The sequence below is a fragment of the Symbiopectobacterium purcellii genome (assembly GCF_052050035.1).
GTDB lineage: Bacteria > Pseudomonadota > Gammaproteobacteria > Enterobacterales > Enterobacteriaceae > Symbiopectobacterium > Symbiopectobacterium purcellii_A.
This window is the reverse complement of sequence record NZ_CP189882.1, coordinates 2606999-2623327: the sequence shown is the minus strand read 5'-3', so window position 1 is coordinate 2623327 and position 16329 is coordinate 2606999. Positions and strand designations below refer to the sequence as shown.

General features: G+C 50.7%; 14 protein-coding genes and 8 pseudogenes. 10 read left to right on the top strand and 12 right to left on the bottom strand.

Translation table 11 applies throughout. The features are described 5' to 3' along the window. The first annotated feature begins 268 nt into the window (after positions 1 to 268). From ACQGXV_RS18420 to ACQGXV_RS18410, 3 genes and pseudogenes are all read left to right on the top strand, one after another. Entirely contained in the window at positions 269 to 406 is a 138-nt protein-coding gene (locus ACQGXV_RS18420) for a hypothetical protein (protein ID WP_440867142.1), read from the top strand. A 67-nt stretch (positions 407 to 473) separates the two neighbouring features. Next, positions 474 to 1373: a transposase family protein gene (locus tag ACQGXV_RS18415; RefSeq protein WP_440867141.1), complete on the top strand. Its 900-nt coding sequence runs from the start codon at positions 474 to 476 to the stop codon at positions 1371 to 1373. Between the two features lie 52 nt (positions 1374 to 1425). Beyond that, a pseudogene (locus ACQGXV_RS18410) lies at positions 1426 to 1662 on the top strand (LysR substrate-binding domain-containing protein); the annotation flags it as partial. 33 nt (positions 1663 to 1695) lie between these two features. Here the strand turns inward: ACQGXV_RS18410 and leuD are convergent. The 5 genes from leuD to ACQGXV_RS18385 form a co-directional block, all read right to left on the bottom strand. After that, a complete protein-coding gene (gene leuD / locus ACQGXV_RS18405) occupies positions 1696 to 2298 on the bottom strand; it encodes a 3-isopropylmalate dehydratase small subunit (RefSeq protein WP_440867140.1) in 603 nt (200 codons plus the stop codon). 14 nt (positions 2299 to 2312) lie between these two features. Further along, a complete protein-coding gene (leuC, locus tag ACQGXV_RS18400) occupies positions 2313 to 3725 on the bottom strand; it encodes a 3-isopropylmalate dehydratase large subunit (RefSeq protein ID WP_440867139.1) in 1413 nt (470 codons plus the stop codon). A gap of 2 nt (positions 3726 to 3727) precedes the next feature. Then, positions 3728 to 4822 (bottom strand): 3-isopropylmalate dehydrogenase, encoded by a 1095-nt coding sequence (leuB, locus tag ACQGXV_RS18395; protein WP_440867501.1) that lies wholly within the window; start codon positions 4820 to 4822, stop codon positions 3728 to 3730. Next, positions 4822 to 6399 carry a 2-isopropylmalate synthase gene (leuA, locus tag ACQGXV_RS18390; RefSeq protein ID WP_440867138.1) on the bottom strand — a complete coding sequence of 526 codons (1578 nt, stop codon included), beginning with the start codon at positions 6397 to 6399 and terminating at the stop codon, positions 4822 to 4824. Before leuA ends, leuB begins: the two co-directional genes overlap by 1 nt. Before the next feature lie 284 nt (positions 6400 to 6683). After that, positions 6684 to 6893, bottom strand: a complete 210-nt coding sequence (locus ACQGXV_RS18385) for a hypothetical protein (RefSeq protein ID WP_440867137.1) — start codon at positions 6891 to 6893, stop codon at positions 6684 to 6686. A gap of 7 nt (positions 6894 to 6900) precedes the next feature. Here ACQGXV_RS18385 and ACQGXV_RS18380 point away from each other — a divergent pair. Beyond that, positions 6901 to 8120: pseudogene (locus ACQGXV_RS18380) on the top strand (AMP-dependent synthetase/ligase); the annotation flags it as partial. A 24-nt stretch (positions 8121 to 8144) separates the two neighbouring features. Here ACQGXV_RS18380 and ACQGXV_RS18375 read toward each other — a convergent pair. Continuing rightward, a pseudogene (locus tag ACQGXV_RS18375) lies at positions 8145 to 8408 on the bottom strand (transposase); the annotation flags it as partial. An 83-nt stretch (positions 8409 to 8491) separates the two neighbouring features. On the opposite strand from ACQGXV_RS18375, the gene ACQGXV_RS18370 reads away from it, so the two are divergent. Next, positions 8492 to 8857 carry an IS630 transposase-related protein gene (locus tag ACQGXV_RS18370; protein WP_440862584.1) on the top strand — a complete coding sequence of 122 codons (366 nt, stop codon included), beginning with the start codon at positions 8492 to 8494 and terminating at the stop codon, positions 8855 to 8857. Then, positions 8781 to 9314, top strand: coding sequence for an IS630 family transposase (locus ACQGXV_RS18365; RefSeq protein ID WP_440862665.1), 534 nt, complete (start codon positions 8781 to 8783; stop codon positions 9312 to 9314). The genes ACQGXV_RS18370 and ACQGXV_RS18365 overlap by 77 nt, the downstream gene beginning before the upstream one ends. 6 nt (positions 9315 to 9320) lie before the next feature. Here ACQGXV_RS18365 and ACQGXV_RS18360 read toward each other — a convergent pair whose 3' ends face one another. From ACQGXV_RS18360 to ACQGXV_RS18340, 5 genes and pseudogenes are all read right to left on the bottom strand, one after another. Next, entirely contained in the window at positions 9321 to 9509 is a 189-nt protein-coding gene (locus ACQGXV_RS18360) for a hypothetical protein (protein ID WP_440867136.1), read from the bottom strand. Continuing rightward, positions 9506 to 10671, bottom strand: a protein-coding gene (locus tag ACQGXV_RS18355; RefSeq protein WP_440867135.1) for an IS3 family transposase whose coding sequence is annotated in 2 segments (ribosomal slippage) — positions 9506 to 10416 and positions 10416 to 10671 — 1167 coding nt in all. Because the reading frame shifts where the segments join, the coding sequence is not laid out codon by codon here. Before ACQGXV_RS18355 ends, ACQGXV_RS18360 begins: the two co-directional genes overlap by 4 nt. 244 nt (positions 10672 to 10915) lie before the next feature. Continuing rightward, positions 10916 to 11215 carry a helix-turn-helix domain-containing protein gene (locus ACQGXV_RS18350; protein WP_440867134.1) on the bottom strand — a complete coding sequence of 100 codons (300 nt, stop codon included), beginning with the start codon at positions 11213 to 11215 and terminating at the stop codon, positions 10916 to 10918. Between the two features lie 88 nt (positions 11216 to 11303). Next, positions 11304 to 11492, bottom strand: a pseudogene (locus ACQGXV_RS18345) (LysR substrate-binding domain-containing protein); the annotation flags it as partial. 180 nt (positions 11493 to 11672) lie between these two features. Continuing rightward, positions 11673 to 11993 (bottom strand): annotated as a pseudogene (locus tag ACQGXV_RS18340) (LysR family transcriptional regulator); the annotation flags it as partial. Between the two features lie 104 nt (positions 11994 to 12097). On the opposite strand from ACQGXV_RS18340, the pseudogene ACQGXV_RS18335 reads away from it, so the two are divergent. The 3 pseudogenes from ACQGXV_RS18335 to ACQGXV_RS18325 all read left to right on the top strand — a co-directional run. Beyond that, positions 12098 to 12562 (top strand): annotated as a pseudogene (locus tag ACQGXV_RS18335) (NADPH-dependent F420 reductase); the annotation flags it as partial. 241 nt (positions 12563 to 12803) lie between these two features. After that, positions 12804 to 13775: pseudogene (locus ACQGXV_RS18330) on the top strand (IS256 family transposase); the annotation flags it as partial. Between the two features lie 192 nt (positions 13776 to 13967). Further along, a pseudogene (locus ACQGXV_RS18325) lies at positions 13968 to 14307 on the top strand (hypothetical protein); the annotation flags it as partial. A 143-nt stretch (positions 14308 to 14450) separates the two neighbouring features. Here the strand turns inward: ACQGXV_RS18325 and sgrT are convergent. Then, complete coding sequence (sgrT, locus tag ACQGXV_RS18320) at positions 14451 to 14597, bottom strand: glucose uptake inhibitor SgrT (RefSeq protein WP_440867133.1); 147 nt, start codon at positions 14595 to 14597, stop codon at positions 14451 to 14453. A gap of 90 nt (positions 14598 to 14687) precedes the next feature. On the opposite strand from sgrT, the gene sgrR reads away from it, so the two are divergent. Beyond that, positions 14688 to 16325, top strand: a complete 1638-nt coding sequence (gene sgrR, locus ACQGXV_RS18315) for an HTH-type transcriptional regulator SgrR (RefSeq protein WP_440867132.1) — start codon at positions 14688 to 14690, stop codon at positions 16323 to 16325. Positions 16326 to 16329 lie beyond the last annotated feature (4 nt).

Genomic DNA, 16329 nt, shown 5'->3' with positions numbered 1-16329 from the left:
TTCCATCAACAGTCAGGTAGGGTGGCCAAATTTAGTTGACCACTACACAGTCAGGTCAGTCATCGTAAGATTGCCGAACTCGAACACATACTCAATACAAGGGGCAGAAAATCGCTGGGCTATCGTTCCCCCAATGAGGTATTTTTAACGCACTTACTGGTGGCATAAGCCTCTACCGTTTTGTTGCGTTTCGAGTTGTAATGGGGCGATTGCCTGCGCTTCACCCACTTATGTGGCACGAGACGGGTTCCCAGAGAAACCCAGTGATTTGGCGCGTCACGCTTGTCTGGTGTACGGCGAATGGACACCTACAGTGCCGTGCCGCTGGTTGTTCCAGCGTGATGGGCAGAGCGAAGAAGTCAGGCCAACCGGGCTGTTTCGCGCCAATAAACTAGTTGCTGAATAGAGACTTGCATTTTTTGTCAGGCTATTGAGAATAAAAAGAGGTTTAACTTAGAGAATAAAGGTTTGAAATGATCAACAAAGAGCGGTTGTTACGAGATAATCGTTTATGTAAAGCAATCATTGGATTATCAGTCGAAGAATTGAAAAATTTAGCCGCTGAATTTTCAGCTTGTTATTTGATTTATCGGAAAAAGAATCGAAAAGATCACGAGCGGCAGATGGGTGCAGGGCAGAAAGGATTTATCCCAACCCCATTAGATAAACTGCTTTTTATTTTATTGTATTTAAAATGTTATCCGACCTATGATTTGCAAGGACTTCTTTTTGGTTTAGATAGAACACGGGTATGTCGCTGGGTAAAAATATTATTGCCGGTTTTAGAGATGACCTTGGGGCGAGAATGTGTTTTGCCCGCTCGTCAAATTCGCTCTGCTGAGGAATTTTTTCGCGCCTTTCCTGGAGTTAAAGACGTCTTTATTGATGGGACAGAGCGACCTGTCCAAAAGCCTAAGAATCTGCGTCGGCGAAAAAAAATGTATTCGGGAAAGAAAAGACAGACCACTCGAAAAGGGCTTATTATGACTGACGAAACAAGGCAAGTTGGATTTATCCCCATGAGCAAAAATGGGCGCCGTCACGATAAACGCTTACTCGATAAAGTCGATATAATTCGCCATATTCCTCCTGAGGTAACCATCTGGGCAGATACCGGTTTTCAAGGTATAGATAAACAGCATCCTAATACACAAACCCCAAAAAAAGGAACTCGAAAAAGACCTTTATCGCCTGAACAAAAACAAGAAAATAAAATAATCTCGGGCATCCGTATTACAGTTGAACACGCCATCGCGGGTATCAAGCGCCTCGGTTGCATGACCCAAATTTTACGGAATCGTAGACCCTTTATTGATGATACCTTCTTACTCCTTAGCGCCGGTCTTTGGAATTTCCATCTCAGAACAGCGTAAAATTTACTTCAATCACCGAAACACCCTTATTTCACTATTAAGCAACACGCTTAATGACTGGAAAGCGCTGTTGTATGCGGCTATCGAAGGTTATGGCGTCACCTTGAGTCCCGCCGATGTGTTGGGCAAAGAGATTGAAGCCGGACGTTTGGTTCAGGTTCTGCCTGACTATGAAGGCCCAGCCCGCCCGATGCATGTGCTGGTACCTGCGGCCCGGCGGCAAACGGTCAAGATTCGCTGTTTTGTCGATGCGCTGAGAGAGGCGTTTGGCGAAGGTATGGGGCGGTAAAATAGAAGGCACCGCAGAGCGGTGCCTTGTGGCTTAACGCAAAAATGTCGGTTGCTGCTGTTCGTAGCGTGCAATCGCTTCTTCGTGTTGTAAGGTTAAGCCGATGCTGTCCAGCCCGTTAATCATGCAGTGACGGCGGAAGCTATCGATTTCAAACGGGTATGTTTTCCCACCAGCATCGACCGTTTGTGCTTCCAGATCCACTGTGAAGGTAATGCCTTGTGTCGCATCGACCAGTTTGAACAGGTCGTCGATATCGGCATCACTCAGTTTTACCGGCAGCAAGTGGTTGTTAAACGCATTACCATAGAAAATATCCGCAAAGCTTGGGGCGATCACCACGTGAAAACCGTAGTCAGTCAGTGCCCAGGGAGCATGCTCACGGGAGGAGCCACAGCCGAAGTTTTCGCGCGCCAGCAGAATGGTAGCCCCTTTATAACGAGGTTTATTCAGCACAAACTCCGGGTTGGGCTGCTGCCCAGCGTCGTCCAGAAAACGCCAGTCGTGAAACAGATGTTGGCCGAAACCGGTACGCGTCACCTTCTGCAAAAACTGCTTGGGGATGATCGCATCGGTGTCCACGTTGGCGGCATCCAGCGGCACGACCAGCCCGGTATGTTGGGTAAATTTAGCCATCAGGCGTCTCCTTATTAATTCGTGGACGAAGGTAATTCGCGGATATCCGCGAAATACCCTGTCACGGCGGCGGCGGCAGCCATCGCCGGGCTGACCAGGTGGGTACGACCCGCACGTCCCTGACGGCCTTCAAAGTTACGGTTGCTGGTGGATGCACAGCGTTCACCGGGGTTCAGGCGGTCATTGTTCATTGCCAGACACATGGAGCAGCCCGGCAGACGCCATTCGAACCCGGCGTCGATAAACACTTTATCCAGACCTTCCAACTCGGCCATGGTTTTCACCGGGCCAGAGCCGGGTACCACGATAGCCTGCACGCCAGCGGCCACTTTACGCCCTTTGGCGATAGCAGCGGCAGCGCGCAAATCTTCGATACGCGAGTTGGTACAGGAACCGATAAACACTTTGTCGATGGCGACATCTGTCAGCTTGATGCCCGGTTGCAGGTCCATATACGCCAGCGCTTTGGCGGCAGAAGCGCGCTCAACCGGATCGCTAAAGGATTCAGGATCGGGGATATTCTGGTTCACGGCGATAACCTGACCGGGGTTGGTGCCCCAGGTTACCTGCGGCGCGATATCGGCGGCATCCAGGGTGACGACGGTATCAAACACGGCATCTGCATCGGATTTCAACGTTCTCCAGTACGCCACGCCAGCATCCCAGTCGGCGCCTTTAGGCGCGAACTGACGGCCTTTCAGGTAGGCAAACGTGGTTTCATCCGGCGCGACTAAACCGGCTTTTGCACCCATTTCAATCGCCATGTTACACAGTGTCATGCGGCCTTCCATGCTCAACGCGCGGATGGCGTCGCCACAGAACTCCACCACGTGACCGGTACCGCCTGCGCTGCCAGTTTTACCGATAATCGCCAACACGATGTCTTTCGCGGTGATGCCGGGCGCGGCCTGACCTGTCACTTCAATTTTTATGGCTTTGGCGCGGCCCTGTTTCAGGGTTTGCGTCGCCATCACATGTTCCACTTCGGAGGTGCCAATCCCAAACGCCAGTGAACCAAAGGCGCCGTGGGTTGCGGTATGGGAATCGCCGCACACAATGGTCATACCCGGCAGGGTCATACCCTGTTCCGGTCCGATAACGTGGACGATGCCTTGATACGGGTGGTTCAGATCGTACAACTGCACGCCAAACTCGGCGCAGTTCTTGATCAATTCCTGCATCTGGATGCGGGCCATTTCACCACAGGCATTGATGTCTTTGGTCTGGGTAGAGACGTTGTGATCCATGGTGGCAAAGGTTTTGCCCGGTTGGCGCAGTTTGCGCCCCATGGCGCGCAGACCGTCAAAGGCTTGCGGCGAGGTGACTTCATGCACCAGATGGCGGTCGATATACAGCAGCGGCGTTTCATTCTGCGCTTCGAACACCACGTGGGCATCAAACAACTTCTGGTATAAGGTCTTGCTCATGGTTACACCCCTTGCGCCACAAAGCGGGCAATGGCGTCGCCCATTTCGTCGGTGCTGATGGCTTTGCCGTCACGGCTAGCCAGATCGCCAGTGCGGTAGCCTTCGGCCAGCGCGGTGTTTACCGCGTTTTCGATGGCGTTAGCCGCGTCATCGGCTTCCAGGCTGTAGCGTAACAACAGTGCCAGTGACACGATCTGTGCGATCGGGTTAGCGATGTTTTTGCCCGCGATATCCGGCGCGGAACCGCCCGCGGGTTCGTACAGGCCGAAATCTTGTTCGTTCAGGCTGGCGGAAGGCAGCATACCCATCGAACCGGTGATCATCGCACATTCGTCAGACAGGATGTCACCAAACAGGTTGGAGCACAGCATCACGTCGAACTGGGACGGGTTTTTGATCAACTGCATGGTGGCGTTGTCGATGTACAGGTGCGCCAGCTTCACGTCCGGGTAGTCTTTGCTGACTTCGGTGACGATTTCACGCCACAGGATGGAGCTTTGCAGCACGTTGGCTTTATCGATAGACGTGACTTTACTGCGGCGCTTGCGTGCCGACTCAAAGGCAATGCGAGCGATACGCTCGATCTCGAAACGGTGATACACCTCGGTGTCGAACGCACGCTCATGCTGGCCGCTGCCTTCACGGCCTTTCGGCTGGCCGAAGTAGATACCGCCGATCAGTTCGCGCACGCACAGAATGTCGAAACCGTTCGCGGCGATATCGCTGCGCAGTGGGCAAAACGCCTCCAGCCCTTGATACAGACGAGCCGGGCGCAGGTTGCAGAACAGACGGAAGTGCTTACGCAGCGGCAGCAGCGCGCCGCGCTCCGGTTGCTCAGCCGGCGGCAGATGCTCCCATTTCGGGCCGCCAACCGAGCCGAACAGAATGGCGTCAGCCTGCTCGCAACCGGCGACGGTGGCGGGGGGCAACGGCGTGCCCTGACGGTCGATGGCGATGCCGCCGACGTCATATTCGCTGGTAGTGATACGCAAACCGAAACGCTGGCGAACCGCGTCTAACACTTTATGGGCTTGCGCCATGACTTCCGGGCCGATGCCGTCACCGGGTAAGACGGCGATATGGTAACTCTTTGTCATCACACTGTTTCCTGGCTATTTTGTTGTTTGTTGTGGTGCTGCAAACGCTGAATTTCTTGTTCTACTAACTGTGCGCGTTTGATGTTGTTCAATACGTTGACCATCGCCTTGGCGGAGGATTCGACGATATCGGTCGCCAGGCCCACGCCGTGGAAGCGACGGCCTTGATAAGCGGCGACGATATCCACTTGCCCCAATGCATCGCGTCCCTGGCCCTTGGCGGACAACTGATATTTCACCAGTTCAATGCCGTAGCCCGTGATGCGGTTAATCGCCTGATAAACGGCATCGACCGGCCCGTTGCCGGTAGCGGCTTCAGCTTGCACCTCGCCACCACAGGCTAATTGCACTGATGCGGTGGCAATCGTGTTGGAGCCAGACTGCACGTTGAAGGCATCCAGACGGTAGAACTCTTCGTCTTCCTGTTGGCTATTAATAAAGGCCAATGCCTCCAAATCGTAGTCGAAAACCTGGCCTTTTTTGTCGGCCAGCTTCAGGAAATCGGTGTACAACTGGTCCAGATTAAAATCGCTTTCTTGATAGCCCATCTCTTCCATGCGGTGTTTCACCGCTGCGCGGCCAGAACGGGAGGTCAGGTTCAACTGCACTTCTTTCAGGCCGATGGATTCCGGCGTCATGATTTCGTAGTTGGAGCGGTTTTTCAGCACGCCGTCCTGATGGATACCGGACGAGTGAGCGAAGGCGTTAGATCCGATAATTGCTTTGTTGCCGGGGATCGGCATGTTGCAAATCTGGCTCACCAACTGGCTGGTGCGATAGATTTCCTGATGATTGATATTGGTGTGGACGTTCAGCAGATCCTGACGGGTTTTGATCGCCATGATCACTTCTTCCAGCGCGGTGTTGCCTGCGCGCTCACCCAGACCGTTTAACGTACCTTCTACCTGACGTGCGCCAGCCTGTACCGCGGTGATGGAGTTGGCGACCGACATACCCAGATCGTTATGGCAGTGCACGGAAATAATCGCTTTGTCGATGTTCGGCACGCGATCGTACAGCGTGGTGATAATGCCGCCGAACTGATATGGCGTGGTGTAACCCACGGTGTCAGGGATGTTGATGGTGGTGGCACCGGCGTTAATCGCGGCTTCAACGATACGGCACAGGTTATCGATAGGGGTGCGGCCTGCGTCTTCGCAGGAAAACTCTACGTCGTCGGTGTAGTTACGCGCCCGTTTGACGGAGTGAACCGCTTTCTCAATCACCTGCTCGAATGACAACCGCAGTTTGGATTCGATGTGCAGGGTGGAGGTAGCCAGGAATACGTGAATACGGAAGGCTTCGGCAACGCGCAGCGCCTCGGCGGCGACATCGATATCTTTATCAACGCAGCGAGCCAAACCACACACCCGGCTGTTTTTGATCTGACGCGCAATGGTCTGTACCGATTCGAAATCGCCCGGTGAAGAGACCGGGAAGCCCACTTCCATCACGTCCACGCCCAATCTTTCCAGCGCGTAGGCCACTTGCAGTTTCTCTTTTACACTCAGACTGGCTTGTAATGCCTGCTCACCATCACGCAATGTGGTATCGAAAATAATGACCTGCTGGCTCATTGGAAAGATTCCTTATCGTGTTTATTCGAGCGCCGAACGGGTAAAAAAAAACCGCGCATCGGCGCGGGTTTTTCGTTCTGTGTAACGTGAAATCAGTTCTGACTTTCACTCACAGGCATACCGCGCAATGTTGATGCGTGTAGTAGTAGGCCTAGTAGGAAAGTGTGTTTGAACATGATATCTCGTCTGATCTCGTTGGCTAATTAACTTACCATGCGCCGCTCGGCGGGCGGCGGGGATGGCATTGCTCGTGTTATTATTGGTACTTGATTCTTGTGGGTATGTCAAGCATTTGTGGCAATGGTGTTTTGCCCTTGTCCGGTCGTTACGAAATCGTTTGCGTTGCCGTCGTCATGCAGGAGGCGCAATAGGGCAGATGTGCGTGGCGTCAACCTTCCGTGATGCCAACGTGAAAGATCGTTGCGGTTTCTGGCAAGATCAGTAGACTGCGCCAAAATAATAAACAGTTGTACGCTGAAATTTCCCAGGCTCATTTTTATTATGTCTACCCATTTGTCGCAATACCATTTGGTTGAACGTATCCAACACCAGATTGCCCATTGTTCCGGCCGTACCGCACTGCGTGAATGGTCTGCCTCTGGCGAAACGCAGCTCACCTGGTTTCAGGCCGGTGTGCGTATCCGTCGCATTGCCTGTGCACTGCTCTCGTTGGGGATTTATGCCCAAGAGCGTGTCGCGTTGTTTTCTCATAATTCGCTCAACTGGTCGCTGGCCGATCTCGCCACGCTGTACGTGCGTGGAGTAACCGCACCGATTTATGCCACCAACACGGCTACACAGGCCGCGTTTATTATCAATGACGCGGACATCCGCACCCTTTTTGTCGGTTCTCAGCCACAGTATGATGCGGTATTGGCGCTGCTGCCGGAATGTCCGCAGCTTAAGCGCATCATTGTGCTTGATGACAATGTGAATCTGCATCACTGCCCGTTGGCGCTGACGCTGGCGGCGTTTGAGGCCGATGTTGATGACGCCTACTGGCAGCCCGCCCTGCAACAGCGCATTGATGCGCGTAATCTGGACGATCTTTTCACCTTGATCTACACCTCCGGTACCACCGGTGAGCCTAAAGGGGTGATGCTGGATTACGCCAACATGGCGATGGTGCTGAAGTTGCACGATGAGCGTCTGTGCGTGTCGCGCAGGACGATATCTCTTTGAGTTTCCTGCCGCTGTCTCACGTGTTTGAGCGCGCCTGGTCGTTTTACATGATGCACACCGGTGCGCAAAACGTTTATCTGACCGACACCAATCTGGTACGTAATGCCATGCAGGCCGTTTCGCCGACGGTGATGTGTGCGGTGCCGCGTTTCTACGAGAAAGTGTATAGCGCCATTCACGAAAAAGTCGCGCAGGCGCCCTGGCATCGTCGTACGCTGTTTAATTGGGCTATCGCGCAGGGGCGCAAGGCGTTTCTGGCACGTATTTCGGGTAAATCACGCTCAACGTTGCAGACCTTATTGCATCGCGCTGACGATCGGCTGGTGCTGACCAAGCTGCGTCACCTGCTGGGCGTTAAGATTCGCTTTATGCCTGCGGCTGGCGCGCATCTGGATGAGAATATCATTTTGTTTTTCCAGTCGATGGGGGTGCGCGTCATTTACGGTTACGGCATGACGGAAACTTGCGCCACGGTTTCGTGCTGGGAAGCGAATAACGTACGGTTGGCCCCTCTCCCAGGAATGATAAGGATGGGCAAAGTAGACCTGCGCCCCTGTGATTTGAGTAATTTGCTCGTGCAGAGCGAATTCAGGGCCGTTATCAGCTGTTAGGGTCTTAAACTTGCAAAAGGTATTAGCTTCAATGTCCCTGAAAGCAGCAACCACAGTCTCCGTACGCTTATTAGGCAGTTTGAGAATGATGAAGGTTTTCAATGCTTTATCTACGATGGTTAACAAGAATGACTTCTGGTCTTTGCCAAAAATAGTGTCAATTTCGAAGTGGCCAGGCTCCTGTTTAAGCTCGGCTTGAGCTGGGCGATACTCAATACCAACACGGTTGGGAATAGGGCCTGATTTGAGGTTTTCGGCATTGTATAGCTAAACGACTTAATTTTGATTACATTATTTAAATGAGCTATTCAATTGATTTTAGACGTAAAGTGATATCTACACGGAAAAACGAAGGGTTGAGTATCCGAGAAACAGCGAAGCAATTTCGGATTGGCCCTGCCTCTGTATCGCGTTGGATTAATCAAATAGAGTCAAAAGCATCGACCACGCGTCAGCGAAAGATCGATAAATCCGAGTTGATAAAAGATGTTGAACAATATCCAGATGCTTACCAAAAAGAACGTGCAGAGCGTTTTGGCGTTTGTCAGAAGGCCATTTGGCAAGCGCTTAAAAAGCTGGGATTGACCTATAAAAAAAACTCTACGTCATCCGAAAGCCGACGAAAACGCCCGGCAGGGATTTCAACAAAAAAAACAACAGTATGAAAAAGAAGGCAAACCTATTGTTTTTATTGATGAAAGTGGTTTTTCACACGATGCCCCACGGACTCACGGCTATTCCCCAAAAGGTCAACGGTGTTTTGGCCTGAAGAACTGGGGAGCTAGGGGAAGAACAAATGTTATCGGCGCTTTATTAGGCACAACGCTGTTTGCTATCGGATTATTTGATATCAATATTAACAGCGATGTTTTCTATGCCTGGGTCACACAAGTCCTTATCCCAGTACTCCCTAAAAACAGTGTAATCATGATGGACAATGCCACTTTTCACAAAAAACATAATATTCAACAAGTCATCATCGATGCAGGGTATATGGTGGAGTATTTGCCTACATATTCGCCAGATCTTAACCCAATTGAGCATAAATGGGCACAAGCAAAAAGCAAAAAAAGAGAGATGGGTTGCGATACAGAGAGTTTGTTCTCAGTCCATATGGTGTAATCAAAATTAAGTCGCTTGGCTATACCTGTAACGTTTTCCCCGATGAGGAAGTTGCTGATATAGCTCCCCGCCAGCCTGTCTCTCCTGCAGGATATAGCGATATAGCGTATTCTTGCTGACAGATATATCGAATTCCAGGTGCAAACGGCCACTGATGATTTCAGGTGAAGAGTGAGTGGAAAGTGTAGTGGTCAACTAAATTTGGCCACCCTACCTGACTGTTGATGGAACAGCCGTTCTGATTCATTTGGTGTTAACCCACCGTTATACCAGTGAGGTCTGACATCGCTATAATAATGGGTTATGTAGCGAATAATGGATGATTGAGCAGTACTAAAGCTTTGGTAGCCAGTCGTTGGCACCCATTCAGTCTTCAGACTACGGAAGAATCGCTCCATCGGACTATTATCCCAACAATTTCCTCTGCGACTCATACTTTGGGTCATCTGATAACGCCACAATGCCTGCCTATACTGACGACTGGTGTAATGGCTTCCTTGGTCACTATGAAACATGACTTGTTTGGGATGCCCACGCAGTTCCCAAGCCATTTGTAGTGCTTTGGCTGTTAATTCTGAATCTGGCGAAAACGACATTGCCCAACCCACGGGTTTTCGGGCAAATAAATCTAATACCACCGCCAGATACGCCCATCGGTCGCCTGTCCAAATATAGGTTACATCGCCGCACCAAACCTGGTCAGGCTTGGTAACAGCGAACTGCCTATTGAGCAGATTTGGAATATCAATACGTTCATTTCCACCGCGGTTGTATTTATGTTTTTTTGTTTGGCAACTAACGAGGGTTAATTCTTTCATCAACTTACCCGCTAACCACCGCCCAAGTTTCACGTCGTGTGTATTGGTAACCATCGTGGCGATAGTCCTTGCGCCCGCAGACCCGACACTAACGTTCCACGCTTCGCTGACCAGGCTACGTTTTATCGTCCGCTCAATATCTGGCTCCTTAGGTCGACACCAATAGCGATAACTGCTTCGGTGAACATTAAAAATACGACACAACGCTTTCACTGGATAAAGCGCTCTTAGCTTTTCAACTACCGAGAATTTTTCAGTGAGTCGGACATTAAGAGCGCAGTAGCCTTTTTTAAGATGGCATTCTCCATTTCCAGTCGGTGGTTTTTTTTCTTCATTTCTCTGAACTCAATTTGTTCAGGTGTTAATGGCAGACCAGGCGATGTTTTCCCTTGACGTTCTAAACGAAGGGCTCTTACCCACCGGCTAATCGCTGAAAGACTGACGTTCATAGCTTTCGCGGCTTCCTGGCAGGTATAATTTTGGTCAAGGACTAATTTGGCGGTTTCACATTTAAATTCAGCAGTAATTATTTTATTCATTTTGGCACCTATAAAAATTATGAGGTAAGCATATCACCTCTACTTAGGTGGCCAAATTCAGTATGCCACTGGCTTTGTTGAATAATTTAACCGTTTGATTTACATCTTCTTTAGTTAGAATGCATTTACAGAGAATGTATTTTGTTAGAACGACAAATCAAATAGTTAGCACAATAAAAAGCATTCCGAGAGGAAAAATTAGTCGTTGAAATTTTATAATGCTTATATAAATCAGTATCTTAAATTATTCAACAAAGCCTATGCCACTACAAAGCGCCTGCCTGATGAAGTTCTGAATGTGTGGCTCCAACTGGTAAAAAGCATTGTTTGGCAGAGGCTTATGACGGCGTTCCCGGGCCAGAGTGTCCGCCCTTCTACAGCAGTAGACACCATTGAAAGTAGGGTCGGTATTGCGTCTGAGTTCCCTGCTGATGGTCGAGCGAGGCAGAGCAAGCTCTCTGGCGATGGTAGCTTGGTTGACACCTTCACCACGCCGCTTTTCGATGTAGAACCGTTCTTTCTGAGTCAGATGTTTTCCCTGCATGCAACAGGCTCTCCAGTATGGCCAGAACGGTGATTTTATCCGACTCTGGCAAGTGGGTCACTTTGTTGCGTTTCGAGTGGGAATGGGGCATCAGCCGATAGGGCCTTAACGGCCAGGCGATCATCGAACTGTCGGCCCGTTCACCGATGCGCACGACCACTTCAAAACCTTCCTCAATCGGATCGACCATGCGATCGTTAAGCGTCAGTTCGATCTGCGTATCCGGATAACGATCGAGATAGCGGGTAATAAAGGGCGCAAGCGCATAAGCGCCAAAGGGCTTTGTTGAATAATTTAACCGTTTGATTTACATCTTCTTTAGGTAGAATGCATGTACAGAGACTGTATTTTGTTAGAACGACAAATCAAGTAGTTAGCACAATAAAAAGCATTACGGCTGGAAAACTTAGTTGTTGAAGTGTTATAATAATTATGTAAATCAGCATGTTAAATTATTCAACAAAGCCGCGCCAAAGGTGACGGGCGCATTAACCCGAATGGTCCCTGACGGCGTGGCTTTCATCTCCAGCGCAATCGCCTCTGCCGCATCAACTTCCGCCAACACAATCTTACAGCGTTCATAATAGCTGCGGCCGATATCGGTCAAACTTTGACGCCGCGTGGTGCGGTTGAGCAATCTTGCCCCCAGACGCGCCTCTAGCCAAGCCACATGCTTAGCCACCCCTTGCGGGGAGAGACGCAACGCCTCTGCCACTGCGGCAAAAGAGCCTAGCTCAGCGGCTTTAACAAAGATGTGCATGCTGGTCAGCCTGTCCATCATTCACTCCACCTGGTTGTTTATTTATGTTCCATTTGTCATTTTATCTTATTTTCGTGGTGAATTACGCTCTCTGTTGATGAATGACTCAACAGGAGATCAGCATGAAAATAGGCATTATTGGCGCAGGCTTTGTCGGGAGAACGATTGCCACGCTCGCGGTTAACACCGGGCATCAGGTGATGCTCAGTAACTCACGCGGCCCACAAACGCTGTTCAGCTTCCGCTCGATGGTGGGCTGTCAGGCGGGAACAGTGGAACAGGCCATTCAGTTTGGTGATGTGGTGGTGATAGCCGTTCCGCTGACGGCAATCGATCAATTGCCTGCCGCGCTGCTGGCGGGCAAGCAGGTACTCGATGCTGTCAATTATTACCCGGAGCGCGATGGTCAGGTTGATGAGCTCGACAGTGCGCAAACCACCACCAGCGAACTGCTGGCGCGCCATTTACCCGGCGCCCTCATCACCAAAGCGTTTAATGCCATTCAGATGACTCAGTTGGAAAGCGATTGTTTACCGGCGGGCAGCCCCAACCGTCGGGCATTGCCACTGGCGGGGGACAATAAGCGTGTTGCTTAATAGTGAAATAAGGGTGTTTCGGTGATTGAAGTAAATTTTACGCTGTTCTGAGATGGAAATTCCAAAGACCGGCGCTAAGGAGTAAGAAGGTATCATCAATAAAGGGTCTACGATTCCGTAAAATTTGGGTCATGCAACCGAGGCGCTTGATACCCGCGATGGCGTGTTCAACGAGACTGTAAAATAATCTGTGTAAATGGCATTTTGAGGAAAACCTTCAAAGGATAACAAAATGCCTATCAGCAACGAACTTATTGACCAACTGCTTCAAGATTGTCACTCCCCTCAGGATCTGCTGGGTGAATCAGGCCTACTCAAGGTGCTGACTAAAAGACTGGCGGAACGGGTTCTTGAAGCTGAGATGGAGATGCACCTTGGGTATGCTAAGCATGACCCGGCAGGTAATCATTCAGGCAACTCCCGCAATGGCAAGACATCCAAGAGCGTACGTAGCCAAAATGGGGAGATCGAGCTCGATATTCCGCGCGACCGCAACAGTACCTTCGAGCCGACACTGATCGGTAAGAACGAAAAACAGCTTAACGGCTTCGATGACCGCATTATTTCTCTCTATTCCAGAGGGTTATCAACCCGTGATATTCAGGCACACTTTAAAGAAGTCTACGGGGTCGATGTTTCCGCTGGCTTCATTTCTCAAGTGACCAATGCTGTGATGGATGACGTTAAGCGCTGGCAGCAACGGCCGCTGGATGCGCTTTATCCCATTGTTTACCTTGACTGTATTGTTGTCAAAAGCCAGGACGGCGGAGCCGTGGCCAACAAGTCTGTTTATCTGGCCCTCGGCGTCAACGGCCAGCGCGAAAAAGAGCTGCTGGGGCTATGGATAGCCAAAACTGAGGGGGCCAAGTTCTGGTTATCTGTGATGACAGAACTGAAAAATCGTGGGCTAAAGGACATCTTCGTCGCCTGCTGCGATGGCCTGAAAGGCTTTCCTGATGCCATTGAAGCTGTTTACCCGCATACGCGGGTACAGCTCTGCATTGTGCATCAGGTGCGGAACTCGCTGCGCTACGTCGGCTGGAAAGAGCGTAAGGCCGTTGCTGCTGACCTGCGCACCATCTATAGTTCCGCAACGCTAGAGGGCGCTGAAGAGGCCCTGGATGCCTTCGCGGCCAAATGGGATGAACAGTTCCCGACGATCAGCCCGTCGTGGAGAAATAATTGGGAACGTCTCATCGTCATTTTGGCTTTGTTGAATAATTTAACCGTTTGATTTACATCTTCTTTAGTTAGAATGCATTTACAGAGAATGTATTTTGTTAGAACGACAAATCAAATAGTTAGCACAATAAAAAGCATTTCGAGAGGAAAAATTAGTCGTTGAAATTTTATAATGCTTATATAAATCAGTATCTTAAATTATTCAACAAAGCCCGTCACTTTTGACTTTCCGCCGGAGATCCGCAAGGTTATCTACACCACCAACGCGATAGAGTCGTTAAATGCTTCATTGCGCAAGATATAGCCAACCGACTTAAAAATGATTACAGCCGATGCCCTGATATATGGCAAAGAAGCATAGCTGGCTGTTATCAAAATAATGTCGCTTAGCTATAACGAAAACGCGACGAATATTTCCAACGGATGACTCGGTGATAAAATTACTCTATCTAGCCTTGCATAATATCTCTGCTAAATGGACCTTGCCAATCAGAGACTGGAAACCTGCTATGAGCCAATTCATGTTGATGTATGGAGAACGAATCTCCGGTTAAGCAATGGAGCCATTTACACAAAATTCTTTACAGACTCCTAACGGGCAATAAAAATGCCAGCGGCGCAGGCCGCTGGCTGGTGAAAAGCACCATTACTCAGAAGTTTCTCTACTACCAGAACAGCACTAGAGCCAGTGCCGGTACTATTCTTCCGACATTTCATCGGTATGCCATTGTGTCACTTGCTGTAACAACGCCAGCTTTTGCTGAGCGCTGATCCTCCTCAGCCAGCAACCAGGGCAATGTAAGAAGTAGTGCCGGTAAAATTGATTGAGCCGTGAAATCGCCATTAGCCACCTCCGTGCTTTCCTTGTTGTGCAGTATCACCGTAATATAGGGAAAGATAAATTGATGACTTTGGTTCGCGGAGTTCCTCTTTTATGTCGTCGACACGTTTGCAACAACAGTTTATCCGCCTCTGGCAGCGCTTTCAGGGGCAGGATACCGACACTACGCTTGAAGAGCTGGCCGGCGTATTACTCTGCTCACGCCGTCATATCCGTTCACTGCTCGGGGCCATGCAAAAAGAGGGATGGCTGCTGTGGCAAGCGGAAGCGGGACGTGGAAAACGCTCTCGTCTCATTTTTATCTATACCGGCTTAACGCTGCAACAACAGCGCGCAGAAGACCTGCTGGAGCAGGATCACGTCGAACAACTGATCCAGTTGATCGGTGATAAAGAGACGGTACGCCAGATGTTGCTTTCCCATCTGGGTCGCCGTTTTCGTCAGTGGAAACATCTGCTGCCCGGTTCTGCACTGCGACGCTCTGAGATGCATATCGTCAGACAGATCTTCAGCGGGTTAACCAAGATAAATGAGGAAAACGGGGAAATTTCACCGGACCTCGCACACCACTGGCAGCAAATTACGCCACAACGCTGGCGTTTTTATTTGCGCCCGGCGATCCGGTTCCACGATGGGCGCGAACTGGTGATGAAGGATGTTATCGTCTCAGTAATGCGATTGACGTCGCAGGCATTATTCTCACACATCACACGCGTGACGTCCCCCATTCCCTTTGTGATTGATGTGGAACTGAGCGAACCTGATGGTTGGCTCCCCTGGCTGCTCGGCAGCGCACATGCCATGATCCTGCCCCACGACTGGCAGACACAGGCTGATTTCGCGCGCCACCCTGTCGGCACCGGCCCCTATGCGGTGGAGAAAAACAGCGACAGCCAGTTGAAAATAAAAGCCTTTGATGACTATTTCGGCTACCGGGCGCTAATCGATGAGGTCAATATCTGGGTACTGCCTGACGCCTCCGAAGAGCTGCCGGTATCCATTCAGGTACAAAGCGACACCACCCTGCGCGACGAGTTAGAAAGCCGCATGGAGGAAGGGTGCTATTTCCTGTTGTTTGATACCCGCTCCACGCAGAGCGCGAACAGCGAGGTACGCCGCTGGATTAGTCAGGTTTTCCACCCCATTGCCCTGCTCGGCCAGACCGACAATACGCGCCGCTATGACTGGTCACCGGCGTACAGCCTGCTGCCACGCTGGCACCACCAACGTCTCGTCAACCTACAGCCCAAACCCGCTGGGCTGACAGACGTGACGCTAACGTTTTATCAGGAGCACCCCGAATACCGCATCATTGGCGAGATAATGCATAACCTTCTGGCGCAGCAGGGCGTGACGCTGCATATACAGAAAGTCGACTACGAGCAATGGTATCTGGGAGAAGCAGAAAGCGACATCTGGTTGAGCAGTGTCAACTGCTATCCGCCGCTGGAGTTCTCGCTGTTTGCCCTGCTGTATGAGTTACCGCTGCTGCGTCATTGCCTGAGCTGCTCGCTCCAAGAAGACGCGCAGCGCTGGCATAGTCAAACGCTCTCTATCGCCGACTTCAGCCAACGTTTGATTGAAAGCGGTGAGATTCACCCGCTGTTTCACCACTGGTTACAGTTGCAGGGGCAACGCAGCATGCGCGGCGTGCGTATGAACATGTTTGGCTGGTTTGACTTTAAATCCGCCTGGTTTGTACCGCCGGAGCACGACGCCGACTTTCCCTGATGCT

Coding starts and splice junctions, on each gene's coding strand:
- ACQGXV_RS18370 (WP_440862584.1), top strand. CDS start 8,492: ATGAGCTATTCAATTGATTTTAGACGTAAAGTGATATCTACACGGAAA.
- leuA (WP_440867138.1), bottom strand. CDS start 6,399: ATGAGCCAGCAGGTCATTATTTTCGATACCACATTGCGTGATGGTGAG.
- sgrR (WP_440867132.1), top strand. CDS start 14,688: ATGTCGTCGACACGTTTGCAACAACAGTTTATCCGCCTCTGGCAGCGC.
- ACQGXV_RS18415 (WP_440867141.1), top strand. CDS start 474: ATGATCAACAAAGAGCGGTTGTTACGAGATAATCGTTTATGTAAAGCA.
- leuD (WP_440867140.1), bottom strand. CDS start 2,298: ATGGCTAAATTTACCCAACATACCGGGCTGGTCGTGCCGCTGGATGCC.
- ACQGXV_RS18350 (WP_440867134.1), bottom strand. CDS start 11,215: ATGCAGGGAAAACATCTGACTCAGAAAGAACGGTTCTACATCGAAAAG.
- leuB (WP_440867501.1), bottom strand. CDS start 4,822: ATGACAAAGAGTTACCATATCGCCGTCTTACCCGGTGACGGCATCGGC.
- leuC (WP_440867139.1), bottom strand. CDS start 3,725: ATGAGCAAGACCTTATACCAGAAGTTGTTTGATGCCCACGTGGTGTTC.
- sgrT (WP_440867133.1), bottom strand. CDS start 14,597: ATGGCGATTTCACGGCTCAATCAATTTTACCGGCACTACTTCTTACAT.
- ACQGXV_RS18385 (WP_440867137.1), bottom strand. CDS start 6,893: ATGAGCCTGGGAAATTTCAGCGTACAACTGTTTATTATTTTGGCGCAG.